General features: G+C 39.1%; 15 protein-coding genes. 7 read left to right on the plus strand and 8 right to left on the minus strand.

Annotated features, from left to right (window positions below):
- Nucleotides 1-124 precede the first annotated feature (124 nt).
- The gene (pepN, locus tag C9J40_RS09565; RefSeq protein WP_107246662.1) at nt 125-2,749 is read right to left on the minus strand and encodes an aminopeptidase N; all 2,625 of its coding nucleotides are present in this window, start codon (nt 2,747-2,749) and stop codon (nt 125-127) included.
- Between the two features lie 673 nt (nt 2,750-3,422).
- On the opposite strand from pepN, the gene pncB reads away from it, so the two are divergent.
- Nucleotides 3,423-4,622 (plus strand): nicotinate phosphoribosyltransferase, encoded by a 1,200-nt coding sequence (pncB, locus tag C9J40_RS09570; protein ID WP_107208143.1) that lies wholly within the window; start codon nt 3,423-3,425, stop codon nt 4,620-4,622.
- Between the two features lie 153 nt (nt 4,623-4,775).
- Here pncB and C9J40_RS09575 read toward each other — a convergent pair whose 3' ends face one another.
- The 4 genes from C9J40_RS09575 to C9J40_RS09590 all read right to left on the minus strand — a co-directional run bounded on the left by C9J40_RS09575 (nt 4,776) and on the right by C9J40_RS09590 (nt 8,864).
- Nucleotides 4,776-5,441, minus strand: a complete 666-nt coding sequence (locus C9J40_RS09575) for a lipocalin family protein (protein WP_107208142.1) — start codon at nt 5,439-5,441, stop codon at nt 4,776-4,778.
- 200 nt (nt 5,442-5,641) lie between these two features.
- On the minus strand, nt 5,642-7,645 hold the full coding sequence (prc, locus tag C9J40_RS09580) for a carboxy terminal-processing peptidase (RefSeq protein ID WP_107246664.1): 2,004 nt from the start codon (nt 7,643-7,645) through the stop codon (nt 5,642-5,644).
- 18 nt (nt 7,646-7,663) lie between these two features.
- Nucleotides 7,664-8,296, minus strand: a complete 633-nt coding sequence (proQ, locus tag C9J40_RS09585) for an RNA chaperone ProQ (protein ID WP_107208140.1) — start codon at nt 8,294-8,296, stop codon at nt 7,664-7,666.
- A gap of 109 nt (nt 8,297-8,405) precedes the next feature.
- On the minus strand, nt 8,406-8,864 hold the full coding sequence (locus C9J40_RS09590) for a GAF domain-containing protein (RefSeq protein ID WP_107208139.1): 459 nt from the start codon (nt 8,862-8,864) through the stop codon (nt 8,406-8,408).
- Nucleotides 8,865-8,948: 84 nt separating this feature from the next.
- On the opposite strand from C9J40_RS09590, the gene C9J40_RS09595 reads away from it, so the two are divergent.
- The 4 genes from C9J40_RS09595 (at nt 8,949) to rsmF (ending at nt 16,282) form a co-directional block, all read left to right on the plus strand.
- Nucleotides 8,949-10,781, plus strand: a complete 1,833-nt coding sequence (locus C9J40_RS09595) for an ABC transporter ATP-binding protein (RefSeq protein ID WP_107208138.1) — start codon at nt 8,949-8,951, stop codon at nt 10,779-10,781.
- A 117-nt stretch (nt 10,782-10,898) separates the two neighbouring features.
- A complete protein-coding gene (locus C9J40_RS09600) occupies nt 10,899-12,095 on the plus strand; it encodes a paraquat-inducible protein A (protein WP_107208137.1) in 1,197 nt (398 codons plus the stop codon).
- Entirely contained in the window at nt 12,076-14,703 is a 2,628-nt protein-coding gene (locus C9J40_RS09605) for an MlaD family protein (protein ID WP_107246665.1), read from the plus strand. The genes C9J40_RS09600 and C9J40_RS09605 overlap by 20 nt, the downstream gene beginning before the upstream one ends.
- Nucleotides 14,704-14,851: 148 nt before the next feature.
- Nucleotides 14,852-16,282 (plus strand): 16S rRNA (cytosine(1407)-C(5))-methyltransferase RsmF, encoded by a 1,431-nt coding sequence (gene rsmF, locus C9J40_RS09610; RefSeq protein ID WP_107246667.1) that lies wholly within the window; start codon nt 14,852-14,854, stop codon nt 16,280-16,282.
- A gap of 357 nt (nt 16,283-16,639) precedes the next feature.
- Here the strand turns inward: rsmF and C9J40_RS09615 are convergent, their stop codons facing one another.
- Nucleotides 16,640-16,948, minus strand: a complete 309-nt coding sequence (locus C9J40_RS09615) for a DUF496 family protein (RefSeq protein WP_105060198.1) — start codon at nt 16,946-16,948, stop codon at nt 16,640-16,642.
- 525 nt (nt 16,949-17,473) lie between these two features.
- Here C9J40_RS09615 and C9J40_RS09620 point away from each other — a divergent pair.
- Together C9J40_RS09620 and C9J40_RS09625 are read left to right on the plus strand one after the other, a co-directional pair.
- On the plus strand, nt 17,474-17,683 hold the full coding sequence (locus C9J40_RS09620; protein WP_005367915.1) for a cold-shock protein: 210 nt from the start codon (nt 17,474-17,476) through the stop codon (nt 17,681-17,683).
- 481 nt (nt 17,684-18,164) lie between these two features.
- Complete coding sequence (locus C9J40_RS09625) at nt 18,165-18,374, plus strand: cold-shock protein (protein WP_005367917.1); 210 nt, start codon at nt 18,165-18,167, stop codon at nt 18,372-18,374.
- Between the two features lie 93 nt (nt 18,375-18,467).
- Here the strand turns inward: C9J40_RS09625 and C9J40_RS09630 are convergent, their stop codons facing one another.
- Nucleotides 18,468-18,929 (minus strand): GNAT family N-acetyltransferase, encoded by a 462-nt coding sequence (locus C9J40_RS09630; RefSeq protein WP_107208134.1) that lies wholly within the window; start codon nt 18,927-18,929, stop codon nt 18,468-18,470.
- A 111-nt stretch (nt 18,930-19,040) separates the two neighbouring features.
- Nucleotides 19,041-19,613 carry an elongation factor P-like protein YeiP gene (yeiP, locus tag C9J40_RS09635; protein WP_107246668.1) on the minus strand — a complete coding sequence of 191 codons (573 nt, stop codon included), beginning with the start codon at nt 19,611-19,613 and terminating at the stop codon, nt 19,041-19,043.
- Nucleotides 19,614-19,836: the final 223 nt, after the last annotated feature.

A 19,836-nucleotide genomic window follows, 5' to 3' on the forward strand; every position in this document is an offset into this window, starting at 1 on the left:
TCCCTTTTATCTCGTTATTCGTTCAATAGCCCAATATAGAAAAAGCCAAGTCCCCATTACACACTCCCTCATAGAAAGTGTTTAGTAATAAGGTACTTGGCTCTATTATTTAGCGAATTATGATTTATTGTTCAAGCGCTTTATGCACTTTCTCAAACAGATCTTTTGCTAAGTTATCTAATGCCGCTAACTTCTCAAGCTCGCTACGCATTAATTGCTGACGTGTTTCATCGTATTGGCGATACTTTAAGAACGGCTCAATTAATCGTGAAGCTACTTGTGGATTACTGGTATTTAATGCCGTTAGGATTTCAGTTAAGAACGCATAACCAGAACCATCTTTCGCATGGAAATGCACTGGGTTATTGGCACAGAAACTCGCCACTAAACTGCGCGTGCGGTTAGGGTTTTTCAAGCTAAACGCTGCGTGACTCATAGTATTACGCACATTTTCTAACGCATTATCAGCAGGATTTGTGCCTTGTAGCATGAACCACTTATCCATAACCAAGCCATCGTGAGTCCACTTATCACTAAAGTCTGACATTTGTACTGCGCGACAAGCTAATTGCGCATTATTTGCAGCAGACATAGCAGCCATCGTATCAGTCATGTTGTCAGCAGCTGCATATTGTGCAATCACTAAATCATTACCTAGCGCTGTATGCGCTAGATAAGATAAACACTTGTTACGCAATGCGCGTTTAGCCATAGCATCATGATCAAGACTGTATTCGCCTTGCGCTAAGCTACGATAAATCGCGAGTAATTCATCTTCCATTTCTGTCGCTAAAATCTGAGTTAACGCACCAACAACCTTATTGATTGCATCAACATCAACTTGCTTGTACCAGCCTGCGATTTCATTCTCGCTTGGCAGTGTTAGCATTTCAGCAATAAATGCAGGATCAAGATTTTCATCCAATAATGCGCCACGGAAAGCATCAATAACCGCTTCAGGTAATTGAACTGACTCACCAGCTTGAACAGCTGCCACATTGTTACGAATGTATTTCGCCAATAGCATTTGGCCAGCATCCCAGCGTGCAAACTCGTTACGCGCGTGGATCATCAAGAAGATCAACTCTTGATCTGAGTAATCATATTTTAAGATCACAGGTGCAGAGAATTCACGCAGCATCGACATCACAGGCTGTTCCGCAACATTCTCAAATACGAAAGTTTGCTCTGCTTCTTTTACATCTAACACGTTGTGAACAGGCATACCATTTGATTGAAGTGCAATAACCTCACCTTTGCTATCATATAGTTCGATATCAAACGGAATGTGAAGTGGTAGCTTTTCTTCTTGCCCTGCTGTTGGGGCTGTGTGCTGCTTTATAGTGACGTTGTAACACTTAGTATCTGCATCATATGACGTATCAACTGTAACAACTGGCGTTCCTGCTTGACTATACCAACGACGGAAGCGAGACAGATCAATACCTGATGCATCTTCCATTGCTTGAACAAAATCATCACAAGTTGCAGCTGTTCCGTCATGGCGATCAAAGTACAGCTTCATACCTGCTTGGAAATTTGCTTCACCTAGCAAGGTATGCATCATACGGATCACTTCGCTACCCTTTTCATACACTGTTAATGTATAGAAGTTATTCATCTCAATAACTTTTTCTGGACGAATTGGGTGCGACATTGGGCCACGATCTTCAGCAAACTGTGGACCACGTACAATACGAACATTGGCAATGCGATTTACTGGACGAGAGCCAAGATCTGATGAGAATTCTTGATCACGGAATACAGTTAAACCTTCTTTTAAGCTTAATTGGAACCAATCACGACAAGTAACGCGGTTACCTGTCCAGTTATGGAAGTATTCATGACCGATCACAGCTTCAATACCTTGGTAATCAGTATCCGTTGCTGTTTTAGGGTTTGCGAGAACGAATTTAGAGTTAAAGACATTCAAGCCTTTGTTTTCCATGGCGCCCATGTTGAAGAAATCAACCGCCACAATCATGTAGATATCTAAATCATATTCAAGACCAAAACGCTCTTCATCCCACTTCATTGAGTTTTTCAATGAAGTCATGGCGTAATCTGCGCGATCAAGATTGCCTTTATCAACGAAGATTTCGAGCTCTACGTTACGACCACTCATTGTGGTGTAGTTATCACGTAAAACGTCAAAGTCACCTGCCACTAAAGCAAAGAGGTATGAAGGTTTTGGGAATGGGTCTTGCCATTGTACCCAGTGACGACCATTGTCTAAGTCACCTTCAGCAATACGGTTACCATTACTAAGTAAATAAGGGAATGCTGCTTTATCCGCAATGATCTTAGTTGTGAAACGAGCCAGTACATCTGGACGATCAAGATAATAAGTAATCCGACGGAAACCTTCTGCTTCACATTGAGTACAGAAACCGCCCCCCGACTTATACAGCCCTTCTAATGCAGTATTTGCTTCTGGATTAACGGTTGTAACGATCGTTAAATCAAATTGAGCAGGCAGATCTGATAAAGTTAAGTGGCTGCCTTCTTGAATATATGACGTCCATGTTTTGCCATTGACAGAAATACTCACAATGGCAAGTTCATCACCATCAAGTACAAGTTGGGCATCATCGTTATCACTAATACGAATAACCTTGCTTTGCGCTATCACCGTTGTATTGGTGTCATAAAGGTCAAACGTTAAATCGATATCTGTAATAGTGTAATCCGGTTGACGATAATCGGAACGATATTTAGCAGTAGGTTGTAAAAATGCCTGCTCTGTCATTATTATATTTCCTTTTATAAAGGCTCTACCAAACCTTGCATCAATAGACAGGTGTTAATAGAACGACAAACAATTTTCATAGTTTGATACTATAACGTTCAAACAAGAATTAATATCAAATATATCCGATAGTTTTATCTTTAACGGTCAATTTCTTAGTTTTCGCAATTAAACGATTAAAAATAAATCAAATTTCAATCGACATATCTAACCTCAGCCTTTTCTGGATATAAATTAATCAATTGTTCTATGTAAAGTACAATTTTTAAATAAAGAAATACTGTTTTACTCACTATTAATAATTATTATTTATCCCGGAAAAGTATGAGTAGTTAACTGCCAAACACTAGAAAACTTTTAAAACACTCAGTATTAATGAATAAACTCCCCGTCAAGCTATAGTTTATATATTGCTCGTAACGATAAGAGAATTAAAAACTCATAAATAATGCGTAAGCTATATATTTAGTAAGTAAACTTCATGAGTCTATAAAGCCTAATGAGAATGGTTATACTTGACGAACATCACATCTTAGTTCACAATCAGTCGTAACCTAAGGCATTAATAAATTCTATTTTTTATTTATCTTCAATAATATAACCCATTGAATAATAATAAAATCACGTTACAGATAGATTTATTATCACTTCTAATAAGTATCTACAGCCAGATATGAATAATAACCAACACAATATTGGGGTTATCAACTCCCTGCTTGATACTGATGCGTATAAATTGCATATGCAACAGGCAATTTTTCATCAATACCCAGACGTTGAAGCAGTGGCTGAATTCCACTGCCGAAGCGACGAAGATCTGCGCCCGTACTCTCAAGAGATCAAAGATCAAATCGCAAACATCGCAGCGCTCTCTTTTGCTGACGATGAAATCAATTATCTATCAACATTAACTTTTTTCAGTGCTGACTATCTTAAGTATTTACGAAATTTTCAACTAAATGCAGATGATGTTTGTGTTGATGATTCTGGTGAACAGCTATCTATTATCATTCGTGGTAAATGGTTGGATGTGATCTTATGGGAAGTTCCTCTTCTCGCAATTATTTGTGAAGTGCGCTGTGCACACTTATATCCAAATGCTACGCCCGAAGATGCCATTAAACAATTACAAGAAAAAATTTCACGCTTCTACCACAATGCACAAGATACAGATTTAAGTGAATTTTCGCTGGTAGATTTTGGCACTCGCCGCCGTTTTTCTAAAGCCGTTCATCATAAAGTTGTTGATTACTTAAAAGAAAACATGCCAGAGTTCAAAGGTACTTCGAACTACTATCTTGCATATACTCGTAATTTAACACCGGTTGGAACTCAAGCTCACGAATGGTTCCAAGGCCATCAGCAATTAGCCGGTGAGCTTGCTGATTCTCAACAATTAGCATTAAATCGTTGGCTACAAGAATACCCTAACGATTTAGGTATTGCGCTCACCGACTGTATCAATATGGATGCTTTCTTACGTGACTTTGATAAACGTTTATCTGAACGTTTCATTGGTTTACGCCATGATAGTGGTGATCCTATTTCTTGGGGTGAAAAAGCCATTGCACATTACAAATCATTAGGCATTGACCCAAAAACAAAATCACTGGTTTTTTCTGATAGCCTTACACTTGATAAAGCACTGAACATCTTTAAGCATTTCAACCACCAAATAAACGTAAGTTTTGGCATTGGCACACAGCTAACCTGTGATTTACCAAATGTAAAAACATTGAATGTTGTGTTGAAACTAACTGAATGCGAAGGTCGCCCTGTAGCAAAAATTTCAGACGAACCCGGTAAGAGCATCTGTCGGGATGAAGACTATTTAGATCAGCTTCGTACTGCATTTAATCTCGCTAACGAATAAAACTTCATCTATTTTCAAATTAGAAAGGCGAACAAGTTATCTTGTTCGCCTTTTTGTCTGCACATCATAACCAATGCTATATTTGTTAATATTATAAAAGTTATGGAATGACCTTCCCTTTCACCACTAGCATTGTCGCTACATTAATAAAAATTATTCTCGTTGTAATATCGCTTCCATTCCAAAATGAGTATTCGTTAACGTTAGCGTGTCATTGCTACTTAATTCAAATTCAGAATCGTGTTGCCCATCTTCATATAATAAAACCAGTTGGTTATCTTCAATATAATAAATACCACGATGCTCTTTTGATTTTCCTTGATCATTTGAGACTTCAGCAGAGAATAAAAAATCAGGGCGTAACGTGAGTGAAAGTTCAGAAATACTGTGGTCAACATCAGAACCTGATATCATTGAAGTTTTCCAATTACCTGGTAGATTTTCAGGGGCTAACTTAGTAAATCTTGCACCATCTAACACGAACTGATTATAACTAAGCATATAAGTATGCATTTGATCTTCTTCGCCTTCGGTGACAAAAGTAATATTGGTTTCGTCAATATCATACTCACCTGACCATTGTTCTATTTTTCCATCAATACGAAGTAAACGCATTGCAAATACATAGTCAGATTTAAACATCACATGCATTGCACGATAACTTTCACCCTCACTTTCTACACCGGCTTCTGTTGAGCTAAACCAATACCAATTACCTAATAAAAATGGATAGTCAAACTCCGTAATATCGTCGGCAATGATTGGGCGGCTAAATGCGCTAAAGAAGAATAACACGGTAATAAAGAATAGTTTTTTCATAGGCTTCCCCTGTTACTAGAACAAAGTGCATGTACTTTAAAACTAGTTGGTAAAGCTATTTTGCGATGAAAAATATGCGACAGATCACATTTAAATATGCGACAAGTCTTATTTATGAGATTATTACAGTAACAAAGAGAAATAAAAAAGCGCCCCATGAAGGAGCGCTTATTTATGTGTTGCTGGATACTATCAGAAAACTACGATGATTTTATCTTGGTTAAGTCAGCGGTAATACCAATGGCTTCATCCAAATATGCATCAGGTGCTTCATAATCTTTTGGTACTGCATCTAAATCAGCAAACGGTTTTTTACCGAGTACTTTTTGACGCTTATTTAAACGTACCAATCGATCAGCATCTTGTTTATCTTGCTCAGCTAAACGCATTTTTTCATTTAATGAAATTCTATTGATATCTTTTTCCTTTTTATAGGTTTTGATATCTTCATTAATGAAACCAAACTCCATATCATTCTTAATTCGTGCAAGGTGTTCTTCATTTAACTTAGGAAGAATTGACGAATAATTATGAAGTTGTTGATATTTAGCCGGTTTAATACTATCCCACGGTAATGCATTATCTTCTACACTTTCACCGGTTTCAGACGGATCAATTGCTGTTGGGAAAGAGATATCAGGCACAACACCTAAATTCTGAGTACTACCACCATTAATACGGTAGAACTTTTGAATTGTATATTGTACATGACCCAGCGGCTTATCGAATAAATCATATAAATGGTTTAAAGAACGGTGCTGCTGCACAGTACCTTTACCAAATGATTGTTCACCAAGAACCACTGCTCGACCATAATCTTGCATTGCCGCAGCAAATATTTCAGATGCCGATGCACTATAACGGTTAATTAGAACAGTTAACGGCCCATTAAAGAAAACTTGATTATCTGAATCACTGTTTACTTTTACGCGACCATAACTATCACGAACTTGAACAACAGGCCCGCTTGAAATAAATAAACCACTTAATGCTGTCGCTTCAGTTAATGCACCACCGCCATTGTTACGAAGATCAATAACGACACCATCAACTTTCTGCTCGTTAAGCTTAACCAATTCTTTCTTGGTATCTTCAGATAAACCGACATAGAAACTTGGTACTTCAATCACACCAATTTTCTTGCCTTCAACAGTTTTCACTTCCGATTTAACGGCACGATCTTCTAGACGAATTTTGTCTCGAACAATAGTGACAGTGTAACTCTTGCTGTTCTTACCTTCTGGTAAAACATCAAGAATCACTTTACTGCCTTTCGGACCTTTGATTAATTGGACAACATCATCTAAACGCCAGCCAATAATATCTACAATTTTTTCGCCATCTTGACCAACACCAATGATACGGTCACCCGCAGCCAGCTTTTTAGAGCTCGCAGCAGGTCCACCAGCAACAAGGGATTGAATCGTCGTATAATCATCTTTCACTTGCAGCACTGCTCCAATCCCTTCCAAAGAAAGGTTCATTTCTGATTGGAACTGCTCAGCATTTCGAGGAGATAGATAACTAGTGTGAGGATCAACTTCACGCGAGAAAGCATTCATGTATAACTGGAATACATCTTCACTATGGGTTTGAGTTAAACGTTTAACGGCGTTGTTATAACGTTTACCTAGTGTTTCTTGTATTTCTTTCCAGTTTTTACCTGCCAGCTTTAAATTCAACGCATCGTATTTCACACGCTTACGCCAAATTTCATTTAACTCAGCTTGATTTTCTGGCCACTCAAGTTCAGAGCGATCAATAACAAAGTCTTCATCTTTATCGAATTTAATCTCTGTATCTAATTGCGAGATCGCAAACTGATAACGGTCAAAACGACGTTGAAGGACTTTATTAAAAATATCAAATGCACCCGATGTATCACCAGATTTCAATTGATCATCAAACTGATTTCGCCAGCGTTCAAATTGCTTTACATCAGAAGCAGTTAGAAAGCTTTTATTATAGTCGAGCATTTCGATATAACGATCGAAGACCTGACTAGAGAATTTATCATCAAGTGAAAAATGCTTGTAATGAGAACGGGTAAAGCGTGACGCTACCCTCTTACTCGCAGTTGCGTGCTGCTGCTCTGGTGCAAGTTGCGGCAAATCACTTAATGAATACTTAGCCTCTAAGGCTTGCGCTGAAGCTGCCAGCATCATGCCGGCAGCAATCAGTGAGAAACGGAATCGACAATTCATGCGTCGCGCATTCTCCCTTTATGAACGCAGGTGCTCCGCTTTAACAGCCATTACTAAGCCGTTATTTAAGCGAACACGCACATCGTCCTTGTTAATTTCGACAATAGTTGCCGGCATGTTACCTGAGCCCATATTCACTTGTACGTTCTTACCAACAATAACTTCGTCAGCTTTTAGTACAGGTGTAGTCTCAACTGGCTTCTTATTAACTTTAGCCGTTTTTGGCTTAATGTTCTTAGGTTTAGCAGTTTTTGCGCGAGTTTTTTTCGCATCACCTTCTTTAGCTGCTTTAGCGATAGCCTGCTCTTTACGACGAGTACGTACTTTTGCTTTGCTTTCTTCTAAGGCTTTAAGTGCGTGATCAACGTGTTCTTGCTCAAGTACATCACACTCATTTCCATCAAGATCAACACGACTTACACCAGCTTTAACGCCGTGAAGGTAACGCCAGGAAGATGTGTATTGACGTAATGCTGTACGTAGTTGAGTCTTACTGATTTTTGGATCATCACTTAAGCGCTCAGCAAGATCTTGAAAAATACCGATCTTAAGTGGTTTAGCTTCACCCTCAATAGTAAAACATTTTGGGAAACGCTCAGCAATATATGCAATAACTTCTTTACTGTTCGTTAACTTTTCAGAGTTTTCCATGGACTTTCCTGACATAAACGAGATTTGCTCGTTATTAGTGCTTTGTTCAAAAAGAAATAGTGGGGCTATTATAATTACCTAATAAGGAAAAACCACCGAAAGCATGAAATTAGAGTACTTTTTGTAGCTCTGTAACCAAAGAAACTAGACCTTGTTCATCATTTTGGTCAAATCTTGACAAATCTGGACTATCAATATCCAGTACACCTATACATTTTTCCCCTATATTTAATGGGATAACGATTTCAGATTGACTAACTGCGTCACAAGCAATGTGCCCAGGAAAGGCATGAACATCATCAACACGGATGACTCTGTTATCTTTTACTGCCGTACCGCATACCCCGTTACCGACAGGAATACGAACACAAGCAGGTTTTCCTTGAAATGGACCAAGTACGAGCTCATCATTTTTTAATAAATAAAAGCCAACCCAATTTATGTTCTCTAACTCCATATTCAACAACGCACTAATATTAGAGAGATTGGCAATGAGATCTGATTCACCTTCAACTATCGCTAAAGCTTGAAGTGTCAGACGGTTATAAAAAGAACCTGTATTTTCCATAGCATACGCCTTACATAATCGTTAAAATGGAAACACTTAACAATAATAGGAATCATTATCACTGTGAAGCATTCATTCCCCACTATGATTAATTGGTCTTGGCTTTTTATTCAAGCTAAAAAACATCGTCCCCGCCTTATCACCGCGAATATTATTGCTGTTATTGCCACCTTGATTAGCGTACCAATTCCATTACTTATGCCATTAATGGTCGATGAAGTATTACTCCATAAGCCAGCTGAAGGGATCCAATATTTAAACCACCTTCTTCCCGAACAATGGCAATCACCTACTGGCTATATCTTATTAGTGTTATTTTTAGTTGTCTTAATGCGTACCGTAAGCCAAGCATTGAACATTTTACAAAGCCGCCAATTCACGCTTGTATCAAAAGAGATCACCTTTAATTTACGTCAGCATTTATTGGATAAATTAGGGCGTATTAGCATGCGCCAATATGAAGAAAAAGGCAGTGGCGGCATTACTTCGCATCTTGTCACTGATGTTGAGACTATCGATAAGTTTGTCGGAGATACGTTAAGTCGTTTTATTATCGGCTTGCTCACCGTTGTTGGTACTGCTGGCGTTTTATTATGGTTAGATTGGCGACTCGGGCTATTTATTCTCATCATTAACCCTATTGTTGTTTACGCTTCAAAAATGATGGGTAACCGCGTTAAAAACCTCAAGCGTCAAGAAAATCAATCTTATGAAAAATTCCAACAACGTTTAGTCGAAGTATTAGATGGCATATACCAATTGCGCGCATCTAATCGTGAGCGTGAATTTTTAGCTCAACTAAAATCGCACGCAAATGATATACGCCACAGTGCTGATAAGTTTGCATGGCAATCAGAAGCGGCAGGACGCATCTCTTTCTTATTATTCTTGGCGGGTTTTGAAGTATTTCGCGCCGCTGCAATGTTAATGGTGCTTTTCAGTGGCTTATCTATCGGTGAAATGCTGGCTGTCTTTAGTTACTTATGGTTCATGCTTGGGCCAGTACAAGAGTTATTGGGGATTCAATTTTCTTGGTACAGTGCATCTGCGGCCATGCAGCGTTTAAATACGCTGTTAGATTTAGAAGAAGAAGTTCGCCCTACCGCTACCGTTTATCCCTTTAATCACAATGAAGCACTGGATATTAAAGTAAGAAATGTCCGTTTTTCTTATGACAATGATAAACAAGTGCTGCGAGGTTTAAATATTGATATCCCTGCAGGAAAACGTGTTGCTCTTGTAGGTGCATCAGGCGGCGGTAAATCAACCTTAATTCAATTACTGCTTGGCATTTACCAAAAGCAATCAGGTGATATTTTTATTAATGGTCACCCGATTGAGGCGGTCAGTTATGAATCTCTTCGCGAACGTATGGCTGTTGTGCTCCAGCAGCCCGTCTTATTCAACGATACATTACGCCATAACTTAACATTAGGTGGTGAATATACTGATGATGAACTCTGGAATGCGTTAGACATTGCTCAACTTACAGACATGACAGAGCGGTTAACACATGGCCTAGACACTGAAATTGGTCGACAAGGTATTCGTTTATCCGGTGGTCAGCGTCAACGTTTAGCGATTGCCCGTATGATCTTATCTAACCCTGACTTTGTTATTTTAGATGAAGCAACATCAGCGTTAGATACTTCAACAGAAGCTGCACTTCATAAAGCGCTGAATGGTTTTTTAAAAGATAAAACCACCTTAATTGTTGCCCACCGTTTATCTGCCGTTAAACAAGCTGATTTAATCTATGTCTTAGAAGATGGATTAGTCAGTCAATCAGGTACACATACTGAGTTAGTGAGCCAACATGGGTTATATCGAACACTTTACGGTTCAATTCAATCACCTAATAATGATGTTGAACAAACAGATCAACAACTTCCAGTAGCAAGAATCGGTACAAAATAATATAGTACCCATCCTTGACGCTCATGGGCTATCATTCACTATGTTTTTACAAACGTGTGAATTTTTATTTCGTGAGCGTTTTTATATCTCGCTCTTTTGCAAAGGAAACAACGTACTATGTCAACGGCCAGACGCTGCCCCGGTTGCAATTTACTCGTGCTCCCTGAGGTGGCTCAACAAGGACACAGTGCTTACTGTCCCCGTTGCCAAACACGTTTATATCGTGGGGGAACAGCAAGATTTAATGCAGAACTGGCGATTGCCGCAGCGGGTTTAATCCTTTTTATTCCAACCATTACTTTACCGTTAATCACAATACGATTATTCGGACAGATGATCCCTGCGACACTTCCATCTGGCGCCATCACACTTTCAGAAAATTTTCCTGGCGTTGCCGCATTAATCTTATTTTGTAGCGTTATTGCCCCGCTATTAGTCATAGGGGCGGTTTTTAGCGCCCAATTTTCCCTTAAATTTCGTCACTTTACTCTATTTAAAGCATCAACATGGGTTCTTCACCATTTAAAGCAATGGGTGATGCTCGATGTTTTTTTAGTTAGTCTCGCCATTGCTTGTTTTAAAGTCCAAGAAGTCGCAGAGATTAATATCGGTCTTGGGCTGTACTGTCTCATTACCTTACAGATATTATTTCTCGTGTTACTGACTCGTATCAGTGTTCGTCGTTATTGGGATGCATGGCAACCTGAAAATGAGCATATTAGTGATGACTTAGACACACTTTGTACGACCTGTCATTTAACGCAAGAACACCTGACCCATTGCCGCCGCTGTAATAGTCCATTACACGATCGTATTCCACATTCTATTCAAAAAACATGGGCATATTTAATTTCAGCAAGTATTTTTATCTTGCCTGCTAACCTTTATCCCATTTCAATTTTCATGAATAACGGTAAGCGTATTGAAGATACTATCTTTTCAGGTGTTGCTGAACTCGTCAGAACGGGAATGACCGGTATCGCAGCAATCATCTTTATTGCCAGTATTGTTGTCCCTGTCGCGAAAATTCTAAGTTTGGCTTATATCCTTTTAGCCGTACAGTTCAAACGAAAAACACACCACCTATTACGTATGCGACTATTTCGTGCCGTACACTGGATAGGTAAATGGTCGGTAATGGATCTTTTTGTTATCGCCATCATGGTCACATTAATCGACCGTGGGCAAGTTCTTGATTTCACGCCGGGACCTGGGGCAATTGCCTTTGCCGTCGTGGTAGTATTAACAATGTTAGCAGCAGAAAGTTTAGATTCTCGCCTGATATGGGACAATTATGAACAACGATCCAAATAACGAACAACCCAAAAAGGTGAAAATTCGCCGTGATCGGGGGTTATCACCGCTGTGGCTGTTGCCGCTATTAGCATTAATACTTGCTGGTTGGTTACTGTATAAATCAGTTAACGAAGCCGGTGAACGTATTCAAATCCACTTTAACGATGCCGTGGGTTTAGTCGCTGGAAGAACGACTATTCGTTATCAAGGCCTTGAAGTGGGTATTGTACGTGATATCAGCCTATCAAAAGATCTTAAGAGTATTTACGTTACTGCCGATATCTATCCTGAAGCGGTAAATATTCTTCGTAAAAACACCCGATTCTGGCTAGTCAAACCTAAAGCTTCAATAACCGGTATTTCAGGCCTAGATACCCTTGTTTCTGGTAACTATATTGCGTTATTACCTGGTGATGGACCTGAAGCAACAAAATTTACGGCATTAGAAAACCAACCAGCAGATACCCCATTAGAAGATGGTTTAAAGCTGCAATTAAAAGCACCGAATCTTGGATCAATCAGTATTGGTTCGCAAATTTTCTATAAGAAGATCCCTGTCGGTGAGGTGTTCAATTACACCCTTAGTGATAACAAAAAAGAAGTGATTATTGATGCACTAATCAAACCTAAGTATGCCAACCTCGTTACAAATAAAAGCCGTTTCTGGAATGTCAGTGGCATGCGTGCTGATATCGGTTTCAACGGTGTTGATGTGCAGTTTGAAAGCCTGTCAGCACTAATTGCGGGTGCTATCGCATTTGATTCGCCAGATAAAGGTAAAGCCATTGAAGCAAATCACCAGTTTAAACTCTACCCCGATATCAATACAGCGGGTCGTGGTATTGCTATCACAATAACCTTGCCAGATAACAATGATATTAGCGATTCAGGTTCACCTATTATGTACCGGGGTTTGCAGATCGGTAAAATCACCGATGTAAGCCTTGATGAAAAAACCAATAAAATTATCGCACATGCTGCGATTGAACCTAGCATGCGTGAATACTTAAATAGCGGCTCTCGTTTATTACTCGAAGAAGCTGAAGTATCACTAAACGGTGTTAAAAATATCGGCAATCTGGTACGAGGCAATTTCTTACGTTTAATACCGGGTAAAGGCGAAACTTCACGTCAATTTACAGCTATTACCCGTGACACATTAGAAGAGCAACAACCCGGTGTAGCAACCTTCAAGCTGTATGCTGATAAAAGCTTTGGTATTAAACGTGGCACCAAATTACGCTTTAAGGGATTAGATGTCGGGCGAATCACTAACGTTGAATTAACCGGTGAGCGTGTAAGCTTTGATGTCTTAGTTCAACCTGAGTACACCCATTTGATCAGAAGTGGTAGTCGATTCTTCGTTGATGGTGGTGTCGATGCCAGCATTTCGAGCAAAGGTATTGATGTTTCTATTCCGCCAGCCGATCAATTAATCAGCAGTGCGATTAGCTTCACTTCTATCGGTAGCAAAAAAATAAACAAAAGCTACACCCTATTTAAAAACCGAAGTCTTGCCGATCTTGCGGATGAAAAACTGAAAGGCTATAGCAGCATTAGTTTATTTGCTGAAAAGTTACCCCCCGTATCTGAAGGTAGTCCAGTACTTTACCGTAACTTACAAGTAGGTGAAGTGAGTGACTTTGCTTTGAAAGATAACGGTGTGAGCATTAAATTAAATATCGAGAAAAAATACCGTCATTTGATCACTAACCACACCGTATTCTGGAACCGTTCAGGTATCGAAGTAGAAGCAGGATTAAATGGTATTAAATTAGTGACCGATCCCCTATCCACGCTTATCAAAGGTGGGATTGCTTTTGATAACATGAAGCAAGTGACTAACCGTATCGGTTCTAAATACAAGCTTTACCCAAGCTTAAGTTCAGCGCAACATTTTGGACAGCTGATAACTTTAACAGCCGATGATGCACGATCTGTCTCTAACAATACTGAGATCAAGTTCCAAGGCGTAACCATTGGTAAAATCATTAACATCGAACCCGATTTTCATACAAACAACGTGAAAATACAGGCCCGTTTATATCCGAAATACGCTCAAAAAATCGCAAAGTCAGATAGCTACTTTTGGGTGGTTAAACCAAAGATCAGCTTAAGTGGTAGTGAAAACTTGGATTCGTTGCTGAGCTCTTACATTGCTGTTCAACCTGGGAAAGGCTATTTTGCTGATACCTTTAAGCTTGGTTCGGCAGAGTTGTTTGATTCCCGCGTCACGATAGTATTAGAAAGTGAAGAGCGTGATTCGATTAGCGAAGGTACACCATTGCTCTACCGTGATATTCAAGTTGGACAAGTGGTTAACGTTTCACTCGGTGACTTAGCTGACCGTGTCATCATAAAAGCCCAACTTGAAAAGCAATACCGCCATTTAGTGCGAAAAAACACTGTATTTTGGAACACCTCAGGTGTGAATGTTGATATCGGTATTACAGGTGCCAACATAAAAGCAGGTACATTTGATAGCCTATTACGTGGCGGAATTGCCTTTGCAACCCCCGAAAAGCAACCACTTGAACCACAAGTTAAAGCAGGAACACACTTCTTACTACATAAAGAAGCAAACCCTAAATGGTTAGCATGGCGTACTGCAATTCCTGAGAGTTAACAGCTAAAATCAAACAAAATAAAGAGCACTTCGGTGCTCTTTTTTATTCAGAAAAAACCTTTATTACGCTTTGTATTAGCAAAAACTGCAATTCATACCAATCTGTTATAAAATCAGCCTCATTAGCTAGTTAATAGAGATCCTTCCTTTGCATCCGAATATTCACATCCCTGACGCATTTATCGATTTAATCAAGCAAACCATACCTGAGCATTTAGATATCGATGAATTTATTGCTTGTTGTAAAACACCCCTTCGTCGCAGCATTCGCGTCAATACACTCAAAATTAGTGTTGAGGATTTCTTAGCGCGTGTTGCAAATCGTGGTTGGACATTAACGCCTGTTCCTTGGTGTGATACTGGCTTTTGGATTGAACGAGAAGACGAAGATACTGTTTCTCTTGGTAATACCGCAGAGCACATGGCAGGACTTTTCTATATTCAAGAAGCCAGTTCGATGATGCCAGTAACCGCATTGCTTAAAGATAATGACGCATTAGACTGTGTATTAGATATGGCATCAGCGCCAGGTTCTAAAACCACCCAAATTGCATCTGCAATGCAAAACCGTGGTGCACTGGTTGCCAACGAGTTAGCCGCGAGCCGAATTAAAGTACTCCATTCAAACTTACAACGTTGTGGTGTTCACAATGCAGCACTGACCCATTTTGATGGCTGTGTATTTGGCACATGGGCACCAGAATCTTTTGATTCGATCTTATTGGATGCGCCATGTTCTGGTGAGGGTGCAATTCGTAAAGATGAAGATGCTATGGCTAATTGGAGCCTAGCTTCTATTGATGAAATTGCCGAAGTACAACGCAACCTTATTGTAAGTGCATTCCAAGCTCTGAAAACTGGCGGGGTTATGGTGTATTCAACATGCACATTAAACCAAAGTGAAAACCAAGACGTTTGTCATTTCCTAAAAGAAAAATTTGGTGATGCTGTTCAATTTGAATCGCTAAACGATCTGTTCGATGGTGCAGAAAAGTCACTCACAGAAGATGGCTTCCTACACGTTTACCCTCAGATCTTTGATAGCGAAGGTTTCTTTGTCGCACGTATTCGTAAGCTGGCACCTGTTGAAACCGATAGCGTAAAAAAGCGGATGGGGAAATTCCCGTTTGCTCAGCTTAAAGACAAAGAGCAACAAGAGATAGCCCAACAGTTAAAACAAGATTTAGATATTACCTTACCTGAGCAACATGATGTCTGGTTACGTGATAAAGAAGTTTGGCTTTTCCCTTCTCAGCTACGTACTTTAATTGGTGAAATCCGTTTCCAACGTATTGGTATTAAGCTCGCAGAACAGCACAAGAAAGGCTATCGCTGGCAACATGAAGCGGTAATGACACTGGCAACAGGCAAAGAATCTATCGCTATTGAACTTAATGTTGAACAAGCTAAAGAATGGTTCATGGGACGCGATATTCGCCCAGGAATACCAGCAGGCAAAGGTGAAGTGATTGTTACTTACCGTGATTACCCTATTGGTATTGGTAAATGGGTGAGCAACCGTATCAAAAATGGCTTACCTCGTGAATTAGTTCGTGATACTAACCTATTTGATATTTAAGGTAAAAATATCGTTAGCATCAAAAAGTATAGTTAATGATGACTTTATTAAATGCAATAACTGGAAAATAAACATTATTCAACTAACATTGAAAGTGTAATCATACTCCATTTACTAACCAGTTAGCGCAAGGCTCTTACGAGAGCCATTCCCCTAAGCCCGAAACAGGAATCGTTTCGGGCTATTTTTTGCCTCAAGTAATATTTCCAATCAGCGCTAAAATTTAAAAACCCAGCACTATAGATATTGTTATTACTTACGATAGATATAAAAAAACCGAGCATTACGCTCGGTTTAATTTAACTAATATAAGCATGCTATGTCTTTTGCACACTCTCAACTTTCTAGTGCTGAGAATTAGTGTTTATGTGCAATTTCAGCTTTTTTCAGCTCTTTTACTGCTTTGCTTACTTCACGACGCTCTTTCGAAAGCTCTGCACTGATGATGATATGATCATCAACACGATCTTCGTAGTCACCTTTCATGTTTTCAACAATTTCAACGATTTGATCGTGGCTCATATCGGCCTTAATGTAATCCATCAAGTTCTCTAACAACTCAACACGCTTACGGTTATCACGAATTTTACGATCGTTGTCTAGGATTTCGCGTTTAAGTTTGTTTTTACGACGTGTTTGACGAACGAGTTCAAGGATGTTGTTCATGTGTAGTCCTTAGTCTGAAAATAAAACCTTGTGAAACTGATTTAATGCAAGGGATAGAAATAATGCACTTCCTAGTACATAACCGTCGAGTCTCAGTTTATTACTGAAATCGTTATATCAGAAAGTCATTCGTAAACTCAAGCAATACTCATGATTAAATGCTCAATGATGATTCTATGAGCATCAACTTATGTTTCTCGCTTAAATATCACACAAAAAGCTCAACAAATTTTTGATATATCACAATAAATACCCCTATTTTAATTAATAATTATGACAATTAGACAATATATGTAATCTGTAATCTGTAATAACAAAATGGTATCTTTTGTGAAATCCACCACAAAAAAAGCCTTCCTGTATTTGCAAATGGCATATCAGCACCTACTCTTGAAATAGACCAGTACTCGTTTACAACAATGCAATCTGGACAAGGATAGCTTCCTCGAAGTGTTCAAGCTCAAATAGCGTAGTAACCCGATATTGGCGACACAGTGTTTGATGTAAAGTTTATCAGGAGAAAACATGTCAAAAGCAACAGGTACCGTTAAGTGGTTTAACGAAGAGAAAGGTTTTGGTTTTATCACTCAGGATAACGGCGGTGCTGACGTATTTGTACACTTCCGTGCGATTACTGGCGATGGCTTCAAAACCCTAACTGAAGGACAAAAAGTTTCTTACGAAACAGAGCAAGGTCCTAAAGGTCTACAAGCTGCAAATGTTGAAAAAGCATAATTATTTGCTTATCTAACGTTACGTTAGTTCACATAGCACTTGATAAAAGGGTCGTCACGGCCCTTTTTTTATCCATAATTAATATTCCCACCCTACCGCCTCACATTCACAATCGACTGCATAAAAGTGATTTACCAGTTAAAAATGCAAGATTAGAGCACACTTATAGATATTGATAGACCTGTTATTATTAAAATTCCTGATAAGAATTAACCAGCCTGATTAATAAGACACCTATTTCATAATATTCTTTGCTTTTTTTTTGTAATGCGGCTCACATTATAACGCGATAAATAAGTAACTCACTTGCTCTTTAAAATCGAAAATGGCTTAATATCAGCGTCCTATATAACAGGGCTATTTATGAAACAAAGTGAAAGAAAAACTTCGTTACACTGTTCAAACGTACACAGTTGTCCTGAAGCGCTTCAATATTCTTTTGTACATAAGTAACACATTAATTTATTTCAGGAGACATCACATGTCTAAAGCAACTGGTATCGTTAAGTGGTTCAACGATGAGAAAGGTTTCGGTTTCATCACTCAAGATAATGGCGGCGCTGACGTATTCGTTCACTTCCGTGCTATCGCTGGTGAAGGCTTCAAATCTCTAGCAGAAGGTCAAAAAGTTTCTTTTGACGTTGAGCAAGGCCAAAAAGGTCCTCAAGCTGCTAACGTTGAGCGCATCTAATCTACAACGAACAGTTGAAGAAGTAAGGGTATCTTTGGATGCCCTTTTTTATTTCCGTAGAAAATGATATCAAGCGACTTAAACAATATATGCCTACTCTTTACGATTTAAGCACATCTTAATTCTTGGTGAGCCACAACCAAAATAATCGTCTTCTTGCCCTATCTCTACAAAGCCTAGTCTCTGATATAGCTTTATTGCCGTGTTCTTCGGATGCACAGTCAATAAAATTCGATTGTAATCAGCTAGCAGCGCTAATGCCTTATTCAACAACGCTTTTCCAACACCTTTCCCTTGCACCTTATTCGCAACCGCAATACCTAATACCCACGCATCGCTCTGCGTTTCTGTTTGTCTATTAAAGCTTGGGCTTGCGAGTACATAGCCTACTACATGTTCACATTCTGAAATGGCAACCAATAATCCACTTGGCCAACAATCATATGCCTGACGAAATAAAAAATCAGGATAACAATGCTTGCCAAATAGCTCACGCTCTAATTGGTATATCGCGGCAAGATCTGATTTTTCTGCTTGTCGTATTTGATATAGCACTATCCATTGCTCCGTGACGTCATGCAGCCAATAAAAAACCAGCCCATCGGCTTAACAAAAAGCTAGCAAGATGAAGGCTGGTTTTATCCAGTATAGATTATAAGTAACCTATTACTTGTCAGCGCGGCTCATGAACTTTTGCTCAGCCGTGTTAACTTTAATTTTTTCGCCATTCGCGATGTATTCTGGAACTTGAACCACTAGACCAGTTGAAAGTGTCGCTGGCTTAGTACGAGCACTTGCAGAAGCACCTTTGATTGATGGATCAGTTTCAACGATAGTTAGTTCAACTGTCGCTGGAAGTTCGATAGCAACAGGCGCGCCATCAACAGTAAGAACTTCGATACCTTTCGTATCTTCAGTGATGAATAGTAGTTCTTCTGCGATTGCTTCTTTGTTGAATGTGTATGGTGTGTAATCTTCATCATCCATAAACACATACTCTTCACCATCGATGTAAGAGAATGATGCTTTTGTACGACGGAAATCAGCTAAGTTAACCATTTCATCAGCTTTGAAGCTTACGTCTGATTTAGTACCAGTAGCTACATCATAAATACGCATTCTGTAAAGACTTGCGCCAGCACGACCACTAGGCGTTAGCTTACTAATTTCTTTAACAAGACCTACTTTACCGTTGATTTCAACAGCAGCAAATTTTTTAATGTCACTAGCCTTTGGCATGATCATAATTCCAAATAAAAATAGTGGTGAGAAATTACACCAAGATACAGATTTATAGCAAGTGTTATAGTAGTACAAACACTAATTTTTTGCGTTTACTCCCTAAGCTTGTTCAAAGCTTAAACAACCATAAACACTTTGCATAAAAAACCACGGTTTATCTGCTTTTGATATCCCATCCAACATTTGTGACAAAGGCTCAACCAACTGATTTCAAACATCA

The organism is Photobacterium sp. GB-72, assembly GCF_003026095.1.
Lineage (GTDB): Bacteria > Pseudomonadota > Gammaproteobacteria > Enterobacterales > Vibrionaceae > Photobacterium.

What these genes read in the sequence shown, in the direction of transcription:
- pepN (WP_107246662.1), bottom strand. Translation starts at nt 2,749, where the DNA reads ATGACAGAGCAGGCATTTTTACAACCTACTGCTAAATATCGTTCCGAT.
- pncB (WP_107208143.1), top strand. Translation starts at nt 3,423, where the DNA reads ATGAATAATAACCAACACAATATTGGGGTTATCAACTCCCTGCTTGAT.
- C9J40_RS09575 (WP_107208142.1), bottom strand. Translation starts at nt 5,441, where the DNA reads ATGAAAAAACTATTCTTTATTACCGTGTTATTCTTCTTTAGCGCATTT.
- prc (WP_107246664.1), bottom strand. Translation starts at nt 7,645, where the DNA reads ATGAATTGTCGATTCCGTTTCTCACTGATTGCTGCCGGCATGATGCTG.
- proQ (WP_107208140.1), bottom strand. Translation starts at nt 8,296, where the DNA reads ATGGAAAACTCTGAAAAGTTAACGAACAGTAAAGAAGTTATTGCATAT.
- C9J40_RS09590 (WP_107208139.1), bottom strand. Translation starts at nt 8,864, where the DNA reads ATGGAAAATACAGGTTCTTTTTATAACCGTCTGACACTTCAAGCTTTA.
- C9J40_RS09595 (WP_107208138.1), top strand. Translation starts at nt 8,949, where the DNA reads ATGATTAATTGGTCTTGGCTTTTTATTCAAGCTAAAAAACATCGTCCC.
- C9J40_RS09600 (WP_107208137.1), top strand. Translation starts at nt 10,899, where the DNA reads ATGTCAACGGCCAGACGCTGCCCCGGTTGCAATTTACTCGTGCTCCCT.
- C9J40_RS09605 (WP_107246665.1), top strand. Translation starts at nt 12,076, where the DNA reads ATGAACAACGATCCAAATAACGAACAACCCAAAAAGGTGAAAATTCGC.
- C9J40_RS09615 (WP_105060198.1), bottom strand. Translation starts at nt 16,948, where the DNA reads ATGAACAACATCCTTGAACTCGTTCGTCAAACACGTCGTAAAAACAAA.
- C9J40_RS09620 (WP_005367915.1), top strand. Translation starts at nt 17,474, where the DNA reads ATGTCAAAAGCAACAGGTACCGTTAAGTGGTTTAACGAAGAGAAAGGT.
- C9J40_RS09625 (WP_005367917.1), top strand. Translation starts at nt 18,165, where the DNA reads ATGTCTAAAGCAACTGGTATCGTTAAGTGGTTCAACGATGAGAAAGGT.
- yeiP (WP_107246668.1), bottom strand. Translation starts at nt 19,613, where the DNA reads ATGCCAAAGGCTAGTGACATTAAAAAATTTGCTGCTGTTGAAATCAAC.